General features: G+C 32.5%; 13 protein-coding genes and 1 riboswitch. Of the genes, 11 read left to right on the forward strand and 2 right to left on the reverse strand.

All coding sequences use genetic code 11. The annotated features are described in order from the left end of the window. Positions 1-188 precede the first annotated feature (188 nt). Positions 189-1,442, forward strand: coding sequence for a methionine adenosyltransferase (metK, locus tag L3X37_RS01930; RefSeq protein ID WP_237238488.1), 1,254 nt, complete (start codon positions 189-191; stop codon positions 1,440-1,442). A 95-nt stretch (positions 1,443-1,537) separates the two neighbouring features. Here metK and leuB read toward each other — a convergent pair whose 3' ends face one another. Continuing rightward, positions 1,538-2,650, reverse strand: a complete 1,113-nt coding sequence (gene leuB, locus L3X37_RS01935) for a 3-isopropylmalate dehydrogenase (RefSeq protein ID WP_237238489.1) — start codon at positions 2,648-2,650, stop codon at positions 1,538-1,540. Positions 2,651-2,721: 71 nt separating this feature from the next. Further along, complete coding sequence (locus L3X37_RS01940) at positions 2,722-3,897, reverse strand: 2-isopropylmalate synthase (RefSeq protein ID WP_237238490.1); 1,176 nt, start codon at positions 3,895-3,897, stop codon at positions 2,722-2,724. 148 nt (positions 3,898-4,045) lie between these two features. On the opposite strand from L3X37_RS01940, the gene L3X37_RS01945 reads away from it, so the two are divergent. The 10 genes from L3X37_RS01945 (at position 4,046) to L3X37_RS01990 (ending at position 17,952) form a co-directional block, all read left to right on the forward strand. Further along, complete coding sequence (locus L3X37_RS01945) at positions 4,046-5,599, forward strand: hypothetical protein (protein ID WP_237238491.1); 1,554 nt, start codon at positions 4,046-4,048, stop codon at positions 5,597-5,599. A gap of 86 nt (positions 5,600-5,685) precedes the next feature. After that, positions 5,686-5,805: riboswitch (SAM riboswitch) on the forward strand. Between the two features lie 120 nt (positions 5,806-5,925). After that, a complete protein-coding gene (locus tag L3X37_RS01950; RefSeq protein WP_237238492.1) occupies positions 5,926-7,200 on the forward strand; it encodes an O-acetylhomoserine aminocarboxypropyltransferase/cysteine synthase family protein in 1,275 nt (424 codons plus the stop codon). 14 nt (positions 7,201-7,214) lie between these two features. Then, positions 7,215-10,616, forward strand: a complete 3,402-nt coding sequence (thrA, locus tag L3X37_RS01955) for a bifunctional aspartate kinase/homoserine dehydrogenase I (protein WP_237238493.1) — start codon at positions 7,215-7,217, stop codon at positions 10,614-10,616. Between the two features lie 38 nt (positions 10,617-10,654). Then, complete coding sequence (locus L3X37_RS01960) at positions 10,655-11,827, forward strand: trans-sulfuration enzyme family protein (protein ID WP_237238494.1); 1,173 nt, start codon at positions 10,655-10,657, stop codon at positions 11,825-11,827. Positions 11,828-12,026: 199 nt separating this feature from the next. Continuing rightward, on the forward strand, positions 12,027-12,440 hold the full coding sequence (locus L3X37_RS01965) for an RrF2 family transcriptional regulator (protein WP_237238495.1): 414 nt from the start codon (positions 12,027-12,029) through the stop codon (positions 12,438-12,440). 167 nt (positions 12,441-12,607) lie between these two features. Beyond that, positions 12,608-12,865 (forward strand): DUF2061 domain-containing protein, encoded by a 258-nt coding sequence (locus tag L3X37_RS01970; RefSeq protein ID WP_237238496.1) that lies wholly within the window; start codon positions 12,608-12,610, stop codon positions 12,863-12,865. Positions 12,866-12,879: 14 nt separating this feature from the next. Then, complete coding sequence (locus tag L3X37_RS01975) at positions 12,880-13,500, forward strand: phosphoadenosine phosphosulfate reductase domain-containing protein (protein WP_237238497.1); 621 nt, start codon at positions 12,880-12,882, stop codon at positions 13,498-13,500. Between the two features lie 53 nt (positions 13,501-13,553). Beyond that, the gene (gene cysD, locus L3X37_RS01980) at positions 13,554-14,459 is read left to right on the forward strand and encodes a sulfate adenylyltransferase subunit CysD (protein WP_237238498.1); all 906 of its coding nucleotides are present in this window, start codon (positions 13,554-13,556) and stop codon (positions 14,457-14,459) included. Positions 14,460-14,559: 100 nt separating this feature from the next. Continuing rightward, on the forward strand, positions 14,560-15,807 hold the full coding sequence (locus L3X37_RS01985) for a sulfate adenylyltransferase subunit 1 (RefSeq protein WP_237238499.1): 1,248 nt from the start codon (positions 14,560-14,562) through the stop codon (positions 15,805-15,807). Positions 15,808-15,855: 48 nt separating this feature from the next. Then, positions 15,856-17,952 (forward strand): ferredoxin-like domain-containing protein, encoded by a 2,097-nt coding sequence (locus tag L3X37_RS01990; RefSeq protein ID WP_237238500.1) that lies wholly within the window; start codon positions 15,856-15,858, stop codon positions 17,950-17,952. Positions 17,953-17,959: the final 7 nt, after the last annotated feature.

Genomic DNA, 17,959 nt, shown 5'->3' on the forward strand with positions numbered 1-17,959 from the left:
ACGCATTTTCTTTTATTTTTTTACTTTTGCCAACACAAATAATAGAGGAAAGATTTGACTGATTGCAACCTCTTTGTTTTTCGTTTTCGAGAAACAGGTTCTGAAATAAATTCAGGGTTTAAAAATGCTAAAGGCAGTGTAAACTTCCTTTGACGCTATTCGTCAAATCTTTAAATAAAATTTAAAATATGGCTTATTTATTTACTTCAGAAAGTGTTTCTGAAGGACATCCTGATAAGGTAGCAGATCAAATTAGTGATGCTTTAATTGATAATTTTTTAGCATTTGATAAAGATTCTAAAGTAGCTTGTGAAACTTTAGTTACAACAGGGCAAGTTGTTTTGGCTGGTGAGGTAAAATCGACCACTTATTTAGATGTTCAAAAAATAGCACGAGAAACCATTAATAAAATAGGTTATACTAAAGGTGAATATATGTTTGATGGTAATTCTTGTGGAGTTTTATCGGCAATACACGAACAGTCAGACGATATTAATCGTGGTGTAGATAGAGCTAATAAAGAAGAGCAAGGCGCTGGAGACCAAGGGATGATGTTTGGTTATGCAACACGCGAAACCGAAAACTATATGCCATTAGCGTTAGATTTATCGCACAGAATTTTAAAGGAACTTGCAAAGTTAAGAAGAGAAAATAAAGACATTACCTATTTAAGACCAGATTCTAAAAGTCAAGTAACTATTGAGTATAGCGATGATAATATTCCACAACGTATTGATGCTATTGTGATATCGACACAGCATGACGATTTTGATGAAGACGAAGCAATGCTTGCTAAAATAAGAAAAGATATTGTTGAGATTTTAATACCGCGTGTTGTTGCTAAATTGTCAGAACAAACACAAGCGTTATTTAATGATTCTATTACTTATCATATAAACCCAACAGGGAAATTTGTTATAGGTGGTCCACATGGCGATACAGGATTAACAGGACGTAAAATTATTGTAGATACTTACGGTGGTAAAGGCGCGCACGGTGGTGGTGCGTTTTCTGGTAAAGACCCAAGTAAGGTAGATAGAAGTGCAGCATATGCAACACGCCACATAGCTAAAAATTTGGTAGCTGCAGGTGTTGCCGATGAGGTTTTAGTGCAAGTAAGTTACGCTATTGGTGTTGTAGAACCTATGGGTGTTTTTGTTGATACTTATGGTACTTGCCCATTTAATATGACTGATGGAGAAATAGCAAAAAAGGTTTCAGAGTTATTTGATATGCGACCATTTGCTGTTGAGGAGCGATTAAAATTACGTTCGCCAATGTATAGCGAAACTGCTGCTTACGGGCATATGGGTAGAAAGAATGAAACTGTTACAAAAACATTTACTCAACCAAATGGAGAAGCTATAACACTTGATGTAGAGTTGTTTACTTGGGAAAAACTTGATTACGTAGAGAAAGTAAAAACTGCTTTTAGGTTGTAAAATCTAAACACTTAAATAATTAATTTAGCTTTGTAAAATTTTACAGGGCTTTTTTTTGTTTTACTGTGTATTTTGAATTTGTGAAAGTATTGAGTTTAAATAATAGTCGATTGCCCTAAATGAATATTTTTAAAATTCAAATTGGTTTCTTCTGGGTTGTTTATAAAATCTTCAATAAAATCGCCCACTTTAGTCGTGCTAATATTGTCGTATTTCATATTTAAATCGGGTGTAGTAATATGAAGTTTTAACGATTTGTCTACTGCTTTTCGTACTAAAGCAGCTTCAATATCTAATCCAAAATGATCGAGTAACATTGCTGCCGATAAAATAGATGCTATAGGATTAGCAACACCTTTATTTTTAAATTCATCATTAGCGCCATGAATAGGCTCAAACATAGCGTGTTTATCGTTTATTGAGGCTGATCCTAGTAAACCAATGGAGCCAACAATAACACTGGCTTCTTCTGATAAAATATCTCCAAACATATTTTCGGTTAAAATAACATCAAACTGCCTTGGGTTTATAATAAGTTCTCTAGCAGCATTATCAATGTACATAAAATTTAATTTAACATTTGGGTACTGTGTAGCCAATTCTTTAACTACTTTACGCCATAAACGAGAGCTTGCTAGAGCGTTGGCTTTATCAACTAAAGTGAGTTTGCCTTTTCTAGATTGCGCTGCCTTAAAAGCTAAATGTGCAATACGTTCAATTTCGAAGCGGGAGTATTCGCAAATATCTGAAGCGTTATCATTAGTTAGTTTTTTTTCTCCAAAATAGAGGCCACCATTAAGTTCGCGGTAAATTAAAATATTGGTGTCTCGTATTTGTTTAATTTTTAAAGAAGACATATTTAGTAAATCCTCATAAGCAATAACGGGTCTTATATTTGCAAACAAATCGAGCGATTTTCTGAGTCCTAAAAGCCCTTGCTCAGGTCTTATTTTTGCATCAGGATCCATATCATATTTAGCACTACCAATAGCACCAAATAAAATAGCATCTGCTTTTTCGCAAATGCTAATGGTTTCTTCTGGTAATGGGTTACCTGTTTTATCAATTGCCGAAGCGCCAACAAGTGCTTTGTTAAAAGTAAATACATGACCAAACTCCATGGCTATAGCCTTTAAAACCTTAACGGCTTGAGCAGTAACCTCTGGTCCTATACCATCGCCAGGTAAAACAGCTATATTTAATTTCATCAATTTAACTTTTATAATTCTCGCCTTTCGACTATCTCTTATGATAAACTGCGGTAAGAATCTATTTTAATTTAAGCTGAAATAATTTCATTATAAACTTTACTGTTTTCTATAATTTGATGAATATCTTTATCATCAACTTCTTTCTTTTTATCAGCAAAATCTAAAAAGTTAGTATAAATTTCATCTAACTGAAGCTTTGTTAATTCGTAACCAATATTTTTTGCTCTGTATGCCAAAGCTGCTCTTCCACTTCTTGCTGTTAAAACAATGGCAGATTCTGTTACGCCAACATCTTTGGGGTCTATAATTTCGTAAGTTTCACGATTTTTAATTACACCATCTTGATGAATTCCAGAGCTATGAGCAAAAGCATTAGCACCAACAATAGCTTTATTTGGTTGCGTGTAAATACCCATGCTATCTGAAACTAATTGGCTAATGCCGTAAAGCATCTCCGTTTGAATTTTAGTATCTAAGTTTAGGTAAGGATGCTGCTTTAAAATCATTACAACCTCTTCTAAAGCTGTGTTTCCTGCACGTTCGCCAATACCGTTTATAGTGCATTCAATTTGTCTTGCACCATTAATTACACCTTCAATGGAATTTGCAGTAGCTAATCCTAAATCGTTGTGACAATGACAAGATAATCTAGCTTTTTCAATGCCTTTTACATTTTCTTTTAAGTATTTAATTTTAGCACCATATTCGTGTGGCAAACAATATCCAGTTGTATCTGGAATATTTAAAACTGTAGCTCCTGCTTTTATAACAGCTTCACAAACACGAGCTAAATATTCGTTATCTGTTCTGCCAGCATCTTCAGCATAAAATTCAACATCTTCAACAAAAGATTTTGCATAACTAACGGCTTTAACTGCACGTTCAATAATATTTTCTCGAGTCGATTTGAATTTGTGTTTTATATGAGAATCAGAAGTACCAATACCCGTATGAATTCGTGCCGTTTTAGCAAGTTTTAAAGCTTCGGCTGCTACTTTTATATCGTTTTCAACAGATCGTGTTAATCCACAAACGGTTGCATTTTTTACAATTTTAGATATTTCTTCAACAGATTTAAAATCTCCAGGACTTGATACAGGAAATCCAGCTTCAATAATATCTACCCCTAAAATATCAAGCTGTTCTGCTATAATTAATTTTTGCTCAGTATTAAGCTTACAACCAGGAACTTGCTCGCCATCACGAAGTGTTGTGTCAAAAATTTGGACGTTATTATTAGACATTTATTAGAATATATTTTTGTATTGTATTACGAATGTATATTTTGGTTTCTTAAAATGGGAATTCAACATACAATTTTTACGATGTTTAAACATGATTTTTGATGTTTAATGTATTAAAAATAAGTGTTTTAGATATGTTTTATTAATTATGACAAAAGAGCAAAAAGATAATTTGTTTGTACTGGTAAAGTCGCTGTCTAAATCTGAAAAAAGACAATTTAAGCTTTATGTAGGTAGATTAGGTGTTAATGAGGACTCCAAATTTTTAATGCTTTTTAATATTCTAGATAAGCTTTCTGTATACAATGAAGCTGCTATTTTAAAAAAAGGCATTGTTAAAAAACAGCAGCTATCTAACTTAAAAGCACATTTGTATAAACAAATTCTTATTAGTTTAAGGTTAAACCCGTCGCATCAAAATGTTAGAATACAAATACGCGAACAACTCGATTTTGCTACTATTTTATACCATAAAGGCTTATATAAACAAAGTCTTAAAATTTTAGATAAAGCCAAAGCTTTAGCCATAAATAATGAAGAAAAAAATATAGCTTATGAAATTGTTGAACTTGAAAAAATAATTGAATCTCAATATATAACGAGGAGTTTAAGTAACAGAGCAGACGAGTTAACTATTCAAGCAAAAGAACTTAGTTTGCAAAATGTTTTAGCAAGTAAATTGTCTAATTTATCACTTCAGCTATATGGCTTATTTTTAAAAACTGGTTATATAAAAAATGATTTAGAACACCAACGCATAACAAAGTATTTTAATAGCAGGTTACCAAATTACGAGATTACCAAATTAGGTTTTAGAGAAAAATTATGGCTCTATAAAGCTTATTTGTGGTATAGCTTTTTAACCCTAGATTTTTTATCCTGTTATAAATATGCCGCTAAATGGGTTAATCTTTTTTATGAAAATAAAGATATGATTGTATTAAATCCGGTCTTTTTTTTAAGAGGCAATCATTACTTGTTAGAAGCTTTATTTTATTTAAGACATTATAAAAAATTTAAAGAAACCCTGAGGAAACTTGAAGAAATTACTAAAGAAAAATGGTTTCCTTTAGACGACAATAACGAAAGTTTAGCTTTTTTATACATTTATAACAATAAATTTAATTTACATTTTATTGAAGGTAGTTTTACTGAAGGATTGCCCTTAATTGATGACGTTTTAGAACAATTAAAAAAGTACAAAAATCGTATTGACGAGCATCACGTTATGGTGTTTTATTATAAAATAGCAAGCATGTATTTTGGTGCAGGTGAAACTAAAAAATGCATTACATATTTGAGTAAAATTATAAGCAATAAATCGTTGCAAATGCGCGAAGATTTGTTGTGTTTTTCTAGAATATTAAACTTGGTAGCACATTACGAAGCTGGATTAGATTATAATTTAGATGTACTTATAAAAAGTACGTATAAATTTTTAATTAAAATGGAAGATTTGTACGAAGTGCAGAAAGAATTCATAAAGTTTTTGAGAGGGTTAGGCGATATATACCCTCAAGATGTTAAGTCAGAATTTATTAAACTGCACAAAAAATTAAAGCAATTTGAAGATGATCCGTATCAAAGTAGAGCATTTTTGTATTTAGACATAATTTCTTGGTTAGAATCTAAAATTGAAAACAAGCCTGTAGGCTTAATAATTAGTAATAAATTTGAAGCTCAAATTTTAAAGAATCCATAATTTTTTTAAAAAAAAGCATAAAAAATTTGGTTTATAACTTTTTCTGAACGAATATTTGTATTCAGAAAGTTCAATAACTTATTGAAATGTTATCAAGAAAGGTGGAGGGATTAGACCCGGTGAAACCTTAGCAACCCTTTATACATAAAGAAGGTGCTAAATTCTACTAAAACTACTAATTATTTAGTGTTTCAGATAGATAACCCAAAAATTACTTTCAGTAATTTTAATAGTTTCTTTTTAACATTTTTCTATTAAGTATACCTTTTAAGGGTGCATTTGACTTTTGATTTAATCTATTTATTAACTCAAAAAAAATTAGAAAAATGAGTACACAAAAATTAGCAACAAACGCATTACATGCTGGACACGACGTAACTGCCAATGCAGGAACTAGAGCAGTGCCAATTTACCAAACTACATCGTATGTTTTTAATAATTCAGACCATGCAGCAAATCTATTTTCTTTGCAAGAATTGGGTTTTATTTACACGCGTTTAAACAATCCAACCAATCAAATTTTACAAGACCGTTTAGCTGCTTTAGAAGGAGGTGTTGGCGCCGTAGTTTTTGCTTCAGGAACATCGGCAATTTCAACCGGATTATTAACATTATTAAAGGCTGGAGACCATATAGTAGCATCTAGTAGTTTGTATGGTGGAACCTACAATTTATTAAGTGTTACCTTGCCAAGATTAGGTATTACAACAACATTTGTTGATGCATCTAATCCAGAAAATTTTGCAAATGCAGTACAAGATAATACAAGAGCATTTTTTGCAGAGTCTTTAGGAAATCCTAAGTTAGATGTATTGGATTTAGAAGCAATTTCTGCACACTCAAAAGCAGCTGACGTGCCTTTTATTGTTGATAATACAGTAGCAACTCCTGCATTATTAAACCCTTTAAAGCATGGGGCTAACATAGTAATTCATTCTTTAACTAAATATATTGGCGGTCAAGGTACATCTATTGGAGGTGCTATTATTGATGGTGGTACTTTTGACTGGTCTAACGGAAAATTCCCAGAATTCACAGAGCCATCAGCTGGTTACCATGGATTAAAATATTACGAAACTTTAGGTGCAGCATCATATACTTTTAAATTAATTTTAGAAGGTTTAAGAGATTTTGGAGGAGCATTAAGCCCAACAAATGCATTTAATATTATTCAAGGATTAGAAACGTTATCTGTAAGAATAAAACAACATTCAGAAAATGCATTGGCATTGGCTAAATGGTTAGAACAACAAGACGAAGTTGCTTGGGTAAACTACCCCGGTTTAGAGTCTAGCAAGTATAAAAAACTTGCTGATAAATATTTGCCTAAGGGGCAAAGTGGTATTGTAACCTTTGGACATAAAGGAGGTTTTGATGCGGCTAAAAAAATAGCTGATAACACCAAATTATTTTCTTTACTTGCTAATATTGGAGATACGAAATCGCTAATTATTCATCCAGCAAGTACCACGCATCAACAATTAGATGAGGCTGAACAAGCATCTGCGGGTGTATCTTCAGATTTAATCAGATTATCAGTAGGTATTGAAGATATTGATGATTTAAAAGATGATTTAATAGCCGCTTTTAAAACTATTTAGTAATACGTTTTCAATTGAAAAATTCGCTATCACATATTAATATTTCAAGCTTTATAACCGAAAGTAAAGTTAGTATTCCTGAAATAAACTTAAGCTATCAAGTATTTGGTAAGCCATTGGGTTCAGCACCAATAGTTTTAGTAAATCATGCTTTAACAGGGAATAGTAATGTTACTGGGAAAGATGGTTGGTGGAAAGATTTAATAGGTGATAACAAAGTAATCGATACAAAATTATATTCTGTTTTAGCATTTAATATTCCAGGGAATGGGTTTGATGGTTATACTATTGAAAATTATAAAGATTTTGTAGCAAGAGATGTCGCAAATCTGTTTTTGTTGGGCCTAGAAAGCTTACATATAGAAAAACTGTTTGCAGTAATTGGAGGTTCTTTAGGCGGTGGTATTGCTTGGGAAATGGCAGCCATTAAACCAGATTTTACGGAACATTTAATACCTGTAGCAACCGATTGGAAATCGACAGATTGGTTAATTGCAAATTGTCAAATTCAGGAGCAATTTTTGTTAAATTCTAAAAATCCAGTACACGATGCTAGAATGCACGCCATGTTGTGTTACCGTACTCCAGAATCTTTTAAGGAACGTTTCCATCGTTCAAAAAATGACGATTTAGAAATTTTTAATGTCGAAAGTTGGTTGCTGCATCATGGTAACAAATTGCAAAAGCGTTTTCAACTTTCGGCTTATAAGTTGATGAATCAGTTGCTTAAAACAATTGATGTTACAAAAAACAGAAAAAACGATTTTAATGTTTTAGAAAACATAAAAGCGAATATTCATATTATTGGTGTCGATTCCGATTTGTTTTTTACTGCCGAAGAAAACAGGCAAACTCATAAACAGCTTGCAGTTACCCACCCTAATGTAACGTATAATGAAATAAACTCGGTACATGGGCACGATGCATTTTTAATTGAATATGAACAATTAGAAAAAATAATAGAAGGCATTTTTGTGCCAAATTCTAAAAAAAGGAAAATGAAAGTATTAAAGTTTGGAGGGAAATCTTTAGCAAACGGAGAAGGATTAAATAGAGTGCTTTCCATCATTGAAAATAAAGTAAAAGCTAACGAAAATATTGCTGTTGTGGTTTCAGCAAGAGGCAATGCTACAGATGATTTAGAAACTATTTTAAATAAAACCTTAAAAGGTGAAGATTATAAGGGATTATTACAAATATTTAAAGAGTATCAAAAAGCGCCTTTAAAAACTATTGATTTTTCTGAAGAATTTTTAATTCTTGACAAACTATTTGAAGGTGTAAGTTTGTTACGAGATTATAGTAAAAAAACCAAGGACGAAATTTTAGCACAAGGCGAATTACTATCGGCTAAATTAGTGGCAGCTTTATTAAAAGAAAGAGATGTAAAAGCCAAAGTAACAGATTCAAGAAAATTAATAAAAACCGATGATAATTTTGGTAACGCACAACCAATCTCTCAACAAACAAAAGATAACGTTAGAAATTATTTTAAACAAAATGATGGGAATACGGTTAATATAGTAACAGGTTTTATCGCTTCAAACTCTAAAGGAGAAACCACAACTTTAGGCAGAAATGGCAGTAATTATTCGGCAGCCTTATTAGCAAATCATTTAGACGCAGACGAACTTCAAAACTATACCCATGTAAGCGGTATTTATACGGCAAACCCAGATTTGGTTGCCGATGCTCAAAAAATTAGAGCATTGTCATTTAGTGAGGCAAACGAATTGGCAAACTTTGGCACCACTGTTTTACACGCCAAAACCATCATTCCTTTAGTCGAAAAAAACATCAGCCTTCGTATTTTAAATACCTTTAATTCGGATGATGAAGGTACTTTAATTACTGCAAAACCAAGCTCTAAGGAAGTTACGTCGTTATCAGTTTTAGATAATGTAGCGTTGTTAAACTTAGAAGGTCGCGGATTATTGGGTAAAATTGGTGTCGATGCAAGAATTTTTAGAGCATTAAGCGATCATGGTATTAGTGTAAGTATCATTTCTCAAGGTTCTTCAGAAAGAGGTATTGGGTTAATCATAGATGCAGAAAAAGCAACCCAAGCCGTAATTGCTTTAGAACGGGAATTCGAAAATGATTTTTACTCACAAGACGTTAATAAAATTGAAGTGATTGATGACGTATCAGTTATTTCTATAATTGGTATTGCCTTAAGTTCGTTTCATAAACCATTTAATGCCCTAATTAAAAACCAAATTACACCGTTGTTATTTAACAATACGGTTACTGGTAGAAATGTGAGTTTGGTGGTTAAAAAAGACCAGTTGCACAAAGCTGTTAATGTAATTCATGGTGAGGTTTTTGGAATTTCAAAAAAGATAAACATAGCCATTTTTGGTCATGGAGGTGTTGGTGGTGCTTTGATAAATCAGATTTTAAAGTCTAAAGACGAGATTGAAAAACGCAAGGGCATTAATCTAAATGTGTTTGCTATTGCAAATTCTAGAAAACTAATTTTAAATAAAAATGGAGTTGATGAGAATTGGGAAGATGATTTAGAAACAGCGTTACAAGAAAGTTCAATTGAATCAATTATCGCTTTCGCAGAAACACATCATTTAGAAAATTTAATTGCGGTTGATAATACAGCAAGTTCAGATTTTTATCAAAATTACATAGCCCTAGTTGAAGCAGGATTCGATTTGGTTTCTTCAAACAAAATAGCCAATACCATTTCTCACGATTTTTATACCAGTTTAAGAGATTATTTAAAAGAGCACAATAAGCAGTATTTATACGAAACAACTGTTGGTGCGGGCTTACCCTTAATTGATACCATTAAATTATTGCACGAATCTGGAGAAAACATTACTAGAATTAGAGGTGTGTTTTCGGGTACGTTGAGTTATTTGTTTAATAACTTTTCTGTTGAAGATAAACCGTTTAGTAAAATCATTCAAGAAACCATAGATAAAGGTTTTACCGAACCAGACCCAAGAGAAGATTTTTCAGGAAATGATGTGGCAAGAAAGTTATTGATCTTGGCTAGAGAATTAGATTTACAAAATGAATTTGAAGATGTTATGGTACAAAATTTAATACCAGAAACGTATCAAAATATTTCTGTGAAATCCTTTTTAAATCAATTGGATGTTTTAGATGAACAATATCAAAAGATAAAAGAAGAACAAGCTGAAGGATACGTATTGCGATATGTTGGTGACTTATCGGGCGATTTATCGCAAGACAAAGGCAACCTTGAAGTTAAATTAGTATCTATTCCAGAAGATAGTACGCTAGGACATGTTAAAGGAAGTGATGCCATTTTTGAGATTTTTACAGAATCTTATGGCGAGCAACCCATAGTTATTCAAGGCGCAGGTGCAGGAGCAGAAGTAACTGCACGTGGTGTTTTTGGTGATATTTTGAGATTATCAAAACATATTAATTAAAAATAAAGCATAAAGCCAGTTTGGTTTGAGAAAATAGAATGAACAAGAATAAAAAACAATTTGAGACAGAAGCTATTCGTACACAAATAAATCGTACAGAATTTTTAGAACATACCAGTCCGTTATACTTAACCTCTAGTTTTGTGTTTGAAGACGCAGAAGATATGCGAGCTTCCTTTAATGAAGAAAAAGAACGTAATATATATAGCCGTTTTACCAACCCTAATACCTCTGAATTTGTAGATAAAATATGTAAAATGGAAGGTGCAGAAAGTGGTTATGCTTTTGCAACAGGAATGGCAGCAGTGTTTTCAACTTTTGCTGCGTTGTTAAATAGTGGCGATCATGTTGTTTCGGCACGTTCTATATTTGGTTCTACACATACATTGTTTACAAAGTATTTACCAAAATGGAATATTGAAACTAGTTATTTTAATATTAACGAGCCAGAAACTATTGAAGATTTAATTACGCCCAAAACAAGAATTTTATATGCCGAATCGCCAACCAATCCAGCAATCGATATTATAGATTTAGAGCTGTTAGGAAACATTGCCCAAAAGCACAATTTAATTTTAATTATTGATAATTGTTTTGCAACTCCATATTTACAGCAGCCTATAAAGTTTGGAGCACATTTGGTTATTCATTCAGCTACTAAGTTAATTGACGGTCAAGGGCGTGTTTTAGGAGGTGTTACTGTTGGAAATGCAGATTTAATTCGAGAAATTTATTTATTTGCCAGAAATACAGGGCCTGCATTATCACCTTTTAATGCATGGACATTGTCTAAAAGTCTAGAAACGCTTTCTGTTAGAGTAGATAAACATTGTGAAAACGCATTAAAAGTGGCTGAATTTTTAGAAAATCATCCTAAAGTGAATTGGGTAAAATATCCGTTTTTAAAATCTCATCCACAGTACAAAGTTGCTAAAAAACAAATGAAACTTGGTGGAAACATTGTAGCTTTTGAAGTTAAAGAGGGTATTGAAGCAGGGCGTAAATTTTTAAACGCCATTAAAATGTGTTCGCTATCTGCAAATTTAGGAGATACTAGAACTATTGTAACACATCCAGCATCTACTACACACAGCAGTTTGGCAGAAGAAGATAGATTAGTAACAAATATTACTGATGGTTTAGTTCGCGTTTCTGTTGGTTTGGAGCATGTTGATGATATTATTGCAGATTTGGAGCAGGCTTTGAGCTAAGAATATCTTTTAGTTTAATTCCATCTAATATCTACCTCTTTTTTGCTTTTTAATTGCAACTAAAAATAATTCCAATAAGAAGTAGAAATTAAATTTTAATTCAAATTAAATACAATTTTACTCCTCAACTAAAATACGTATTGACCACTAATTTTTTCAATATATAAATAATTTTTCCTGAAATACCTATATTAGCACTATGCTATCTAAAAAAACAAAATACGGTTTAAAAGCACTTACTTATATTGCTAGAAAAAAAGGCGATGCTCCTGTTCGTGTTTCGGAGATTGCCGAAAGCGAAAATATACCGCCTAAATTTTTAGAAAGCATTTTACTTACCCTTAGAAAATCTGGTGTTTTAGGTTCAAAAAAAGGAAAACATGGCGGTTATTATTTAAGGCAGGATTCAACCGAAGTTAAAATGACGGATGTTATGCGCGTTCTTGAGGGCCCCATTGCAATGGTACCTTGTGTGAGCCTAAATTTTTATGAAAAGTGTGATGATTGTCCAGATGAAAACCTTTGTAGTGTCAATAAACTTATGATACAAGTAAGAGATAATACACTTAAAGTCTTTAGAAGTACAACACTAGCCGATTTATCTGCCACATAAAAGTTGAGTATTTCTTAAAATAAATAGATTTTTAATTTATTTTCTTCAGTTTATCTATAAAATGTTCCATTATTCTAAAAAGTTGTTAATTATCTTTTTTATGTTATAAAATGTTTTACATTTGTAATCCCTACTAAATCGATAGGATTAATATAATACAACGACAAATGATAGCGCAAATGTTATTAAAAAATAAAGAAAAGTCTACATATAAAGAGGATAGTGTTGGTGAAAAACCAATCAGAAGCGTAGCAAAAGCACTTAGTTGGAGAGTAGTAGGAACCTTAGACACCTTAGCTGTTTCTTTCGTTTTAGCACAAGATATTACACTCGCTGCTTCTATAGCTTCTGTAGATTTTATAACAAAATTGATTTTGTATTTTTTCCATGAGCGCGCTTGGAATATTGTTAAATGGGGTAAATAAGATATAGAAAAAAGATGTTTACAGAAAATAAAATAGAAGAATTAAATAAAAGCTTTGAAAAAGCGTCACCTTCAGAAATTATTCAGAAAGCGTTCGAACTTAGCAATGAAGCGGTAGTCACTACAAATTTTAGACCTTACGAAGCAGCAATTTTACATGCTGTTAATTCTGTAAAAGCTAAAACAACTGTAATTTGGTGCGATACAGGTTATAATACGCCACAAACATATAGACATGCAGAACAAGTTATTAAAGATTTAGACTTGAATGTGTTTTTATATGTGCCAAAACAAACATCGTCTCATAGAGATGTAGTTATGGGAATTCCAAGTGTAGATGCTCCAGAACACGCTTTGTTTACAGAACAAGTAAAGTTAGAGCCTTTTAAACGTGCTATGGATGAGCATAAACCTAAAGTTTGGTTCACAAATTTACGCCAAGGACAAACAGCTTTTAGAAATAGTATTGGTATTTTTAGCCTGAGTAAAGATGGCGTTTTAAAAGTAAGTCCGTTTTACTTTTGGGCAGATGAAAAACTTGATGCATATTTAGAAGAAAACAACTTGCCAAACGAGTTTAAATATTTCGATCCAACAAAAGCATTAGAGAATAGAGAGTGTGGATTACACGCTTAAAAGAATATAATAAAGAAAACTGTTTTCGCTTTCGCGGAAATTAAAATAAGATTATGAAGAAAGATACATCACATATAAATTCGCTTGAAAACGAAGCTATATACATTATGAGAGAGGTTGCAGCACAGTTTGAAAAACCAGTGTTGTTGTTTTCAGGAGGAAAAGACTCCATAACTTTGGTAAGATTAGCAGTTAAAGCATTCTATCCAGCAAAAGTGCCTTTTCCATTAATGCATATTGATACAGGGCATAATTTCCCGGAAACGATTGAGTTCAGAGATCGTTTGGTTAAAGAATTAGGTTTAGAATTAATTGTTCGTAATGTTCAAGATTCTATTGATGAAGGAAAAGTAAAAGAAGAATCGGGACGGTACGCAAGTAGAAACATGTTGCAAACTACGACGCTTTTAGATGCCTTAGAAGAGTTTAAGTTCGATGCAGCTATTGGTGGTGCACGACGTGATGAAGAAAAAGCGAGAGCTAAAGAAAGAGTGTTTTCTGTTCGAGATGATTTTGGTCAGTGGGATGAAAAAAATCAAAGACCAGAACTGTTTGATATGTTAAATGGAGATATTGATCATGGACAGAACGTACGTGTATTTCCCATTTCAAACTGGACAGAATTAGATGTTTGGTCTTATATAGAGCGAGAAAATATCGAAATTCCTTCAATTTATTTTGCGCACAAACGAAAAGTGTTTTTAAGAGATGGCATGATTTGGTCTGCCGAAGATGGCATTGTTTATAGAGATGAGAATGAAGAAGTACTTGAAGAAATGGTTCGTTTTAGAACTGTAGGAGATATGAGTTGTACGGCGGCTGTTTTATCGGATGCTTCAACTATATCTAAAGTAGTAGAAGAGATTAGAGATTCTACTATTTCAGAACGTGGTGCACGTATAGATGATAAACGATCTGAGGCAGCCATGGAAAAACGTAAACAACAAGGGTATTTCTAAAATACCATTTTTTTATTATTTCCGCGAAAGTGGAAATCTTTTAAAAATTAATTAAAAATTAGGCTGCAGCCAAAAGCTAAAAGCCAACAGCATAAAAAATATGGAAGTATTAAAAATTGCAACTGCAGGAAGTGTAGATGATGGGAAAAGTACGTTAATAGGACGTATACTTTACGATACAAAATCATTAACTACAGATAAGTTAGAAGCTATCGAAAAAACAAGTAAACAACGTGGATATGATTACTTAGATTTTTCTTTAGCAACAGATGGTTTGGTTGCCGAAAGAGAACAAGGCATTACTATTGATGTAGCACACATTTATTTTTCAACAAAAAAGAAAAGTTACATTATTGCAGATACACCGGGTCATGTAGAATATACACGTAACATGGTTACAGGAGCTTCAACATCGCAAGCGTCTATCATTTTAATTGATGCTAGAAAAGGTGTGATTGAGCAAACTAACCGTCACTTCTTTATCAATAATTTATTGAGAATTAAAGATGTTGTTGTTGCCATTAATAAAATGGATTTAGTTCATTATTCAGAAGAAACTTATAATAAAATTAAGGCTGATTTTTCTGAATTAATGAGCAAAAGAGATTATCAAGATCAAAAAATAACATTCATTCCTGTAAGTGCATTAAAAGGAGATAATGTTGTAAACAAAACTGATAAAATGCCTTGGTACAAAGGTCAAGCTTTATTAGAGCATTTAGAGCAATTGGATAAAGCAGATATTTTTAATGTAGGTACACCGCGTTTTCCTGTGCAATATGTTATTCGTCCAAAAACTGAAGATTTTCATGATTTTAGAGGATACGCTGGAAAAGTTTATGGCGGGAATTTAAGTGTTGGTGATAATATTATGGTGTTACCATCAAAAACAAGATCTAAAATTAAAGATATCTTTTTCTATGATGAAAAGTATGAAACGGCATCTAGACGTTCTTCAGTAACAATCACATTAAAGGATGATATTAACGTGAGTCGTGGAGATATGATTGTTAAAGAAGGTGATTTGCCAACTATCGATAAACAATTTACGGCGAATGTATGTTGGATGGATTCAGAGAATTTAACCGTTGGTGGTAAATACATTGTGCAGCATGGTGTTAATAAAGTGTTGGCAAAAGTTGATAGAATTAATCATAAAATTCATCCAGATTATTCTGGTATAGATTCAGAAGCGACCTCATTAGGGGTTAATGATATAGCATCAGTATCATTCAAGTTAAATAAACCTATTTTTTACGATCAATTTAAAAATCATAGAACTAATGGTTCTTTCATTTTAATCGATCCACAATCAAATAATACGGTTGGAGCAGGTTTTATTCAGTAAAAAAATAATTAAAATTTCTTTTCTAATAAAGAGAAGGTCAGGTATATTATGCAAAGTTTTGAAACAGAAATAGAAAATCCAATTGTTCAAAAGGATATCATAGAATTAGCAAATAAAATTGAGCTATTTCATAATGGTAAAATTGACGAGGAAAAATTTAGAAGTCTACGTTTAGCTCGAGGTGTTTACGGTCAGCGTCAAGAAGGCGTGCAAATGATTCGGATTAAAATACCTTACGGAAAATTAAAGAGTAACCAATTACGTAGAATTTCTGAAGTGTCTGATGAGTATTCTCGTGGTCGTTTACACATTACAACCCGTCAAGATATTCAAATTCACTATGTAGATTTAGATAGAACTCCAGAACTTTGGTCTGAATTAGAAAAGGATGATGTTACCTTGCGTGAAGCCTGTGGTAATACTGTGCGTAATGTTACAGCGAGCGAAACAGCTGGTATCGATGTAAACGAACCATTCGATGTATCGCCGTATTCAGATGCACTTTTTAAGTTCTTTTTGCGTAACCCTATATGTCAAGAAATGGGACGTAAATTTAAAGTGTCTTTCTCGTCGTCTGATGAAGATACGGGACTTTCGTACATGCACGATTTAGGTTTTATTGCTAAAATCAAAAATGGCATTCGTGGATTTAAGGTAATGATAGGTGGCGGTTTAGGTTCTCAACCAAGACATGCCGATGTGCTTTATGATTTTTTAGAAACCGATAAAATCATTCCGGTAATGGAAGGGGTTTTAAGAGTTTTCGATCGTTATGGCGAACGTAAAAGTCGTGCTAAAGCGCGTATGAAATTCTTATTAAAAGACATTGGTTTAGATGCTTTTAAGGCTTTAGTTGAAGAAGAACAAAATGCGATTGAGTTTAAATCTGTAGCTATTGATGCAGATGCTTACGAGTATTCAAAACCTGTTGAAGTTAAAGATATTCCTAAAGTTGAAATAAAAAACCAACAAACTTTTAAAACTTGGAAATCAACAAATCTAATTCCTCAAAAACAAGAGGGATATGTGGCTATTGGAATAAAAGTTTTATTAGGTGATTTTTACACAGATAAAGCACGTTTATTAGCAGATTTAGTTGAAAATTATGCTGCTGGCGAATTACGATTAACGTTACGTCAAAATATTGTTATTCCGTTTGTAAAACAAGAGCTGGTTCCATTTTTTTATACCGAATTAGAAAAATTAGGATTTGTTGAAGTTGGCTATAACAAAGCCGTAGATATTACTGCATGTCCAGGGACAGATACGTGTAATTTAGGAATCGCAAGTAGTACGGGAATTGCTGAAGAATTGGAGCGTGTTATTAAGGCAGAATATCCTCAATATTTAAAAAACGAAGATCTTGTTATAAAGATTAGTGGTTGTATGAATGCTTGTGGACAACACAATATGGCAAACATTGGTTTTCAAGGGATGTCAGTTCGTACACCAGAGAAATTAGTAGCACCTGCATTACAAGTTCTTTTAGGTGGAGGTAATTTAGGAGATGGAAACGCTGCCTTTGCTGATAAGGTTGTAAAAGTTCCTAGTAAAAGAGGTCCAGAAGCTTTAAGACTTATTTTAAATGATTTTGAAGCGAATGCTAAAGGGAAACCATTTGTTGAGTATTATAAAGAAAAAGGAGAGAAGTATTTTTACGATTTCTTAAACGATTTACAAGACGTAACTAATTTAACTCAAGAAGATTTTATCGATTGGGGCGAAGAAGAAAAATACGTTAAGGAAATAGGGATTGGAGAATGTGCTGGTGTTGTTATCGATTTGATTGCAACTTTATTTTTTGAAAGTGAAGAAAAAATTGAAAACGCTAAAGAAGCCTTTGAAAATGGCGTGTATTCAGGAGCTATTTATTATGCTTATCAATCGTTAGTTAATTCCGCGAAAGCGTTATTATTAGCAGAAAATAAAAAGACCAATACACATGCTGGAATTATTACTCAGTTTGATGAACTTTTTGTTGAAGGAGGGAAAATTGATTTAGGAACGTCGTTTTCAGAATTGATTTATCAAATTAATAAAAATGCACCAACTAAAGATTTTGCTGTGAACTATATTGATAGTGCAAAAAAGTTTTTAGCTGCAGTTAGAACTTACAGAGAAGTAGAGCAAAATAAGCTAGTATAAGTAAGTT

Source organism: Wocania arenilitoris, from assembly GCF_021728535.1.
Taxonomy (GTDB): Bacteria; Bacteroidota; Bacteroidia; order Flavobacteriales; family Flavobacteriaceae; genus Wocania_A; species Wocania_A arenilitoris.

What these genes read in the sequence shown, in the direction of transcription:
- metK (WP_237238488.1), top strand. Translation starts at nt 189, where the DNA reads ATGGCTTATTTATTTACTTCAGAAAGTGTTTCTGAAGGACATCCTGAT.
- L3X37_RS01965 (WP_237238495.1), top strand. Translation starts at nt 12,027, where the DNA reads ATGCTATCTAAAAAAACAAAATACGGTTTAAAAGCACTTACTTATATT.
- L3X37_RS01975 (WP_237238497.1), top strand. Translation starts at nt 12,880, where the DNA reads ATGTTTACAGAAAATAAAATAGAAGAATTAAATAAAAGCTTTGAAAAA.
- leuB (WP_237238489.1), bottom strand. Translation starts at nt 2,650, where the DNA reads ATGAAATTAAATATAGCTGTTTTACCTGGCGATGGTATAGGACCAGAG.
- L3X37_RS01945 (WP_237238491.1), top strand. Translation starts at nt 4,046, where the DNA reads ATGACAAAAGAGCAAAAAGATAATTTGTTTGTACTGGTAAAGTCGCTG.
- L3X37_RS01960 (WP_237238494.1), top strand. Translation starts at nt 10,655, where the DNA reads ATGAACAAGAATAAAAAACAATTTGAGACAGAAGCTATTCGTACACAA.
- L3X37_RS01985 (WP_237238499.1), top strand. Translation starts at nt 14,560, where the DNA reads ATGGAAGTATTAAAAATTGCAACTGCAGGAAGTGTAGATGATGGGAAA.
- L3X37_RS01940 (WP_237238490.1), bottom strand. Translation starts at nt 3,897, where the DNA reads ATGTCTAATAATAACGTCCAAATTTTTGACACAACACTTCGTGATGGC.
- L3X37_RS01970 (WP_237238496.1), top strand. Translation starts at nt 12,608, where the DNA reads ATGATAGCGCAAATGTTATTAAAAAATAAAGAAAAGTCTACATATAAA.
- cysD (WP_237238498.1), top strand. Translation starts at nt 13,554, where the DNA reads ATGAAGAAAGATACATCACATATAAATTCGCTTGAAAACGAAGCTATA.
- L3X37_RS01950 (WP_237238492.1), top strand. Translation starts at nt 5,926, where the DNA reads ATGAGTACACAAAAATTAGCAACAAACGCATTACATGCTGGACACGAC.
- L3X37_RS01990 (WP_237238500.1), top strand. Translation starts at nt 15,856, where the DNA reads ATGCAAAGTTTTGAAACAGAAATAGAAAATCCAATTGTTCAAAAGGAT.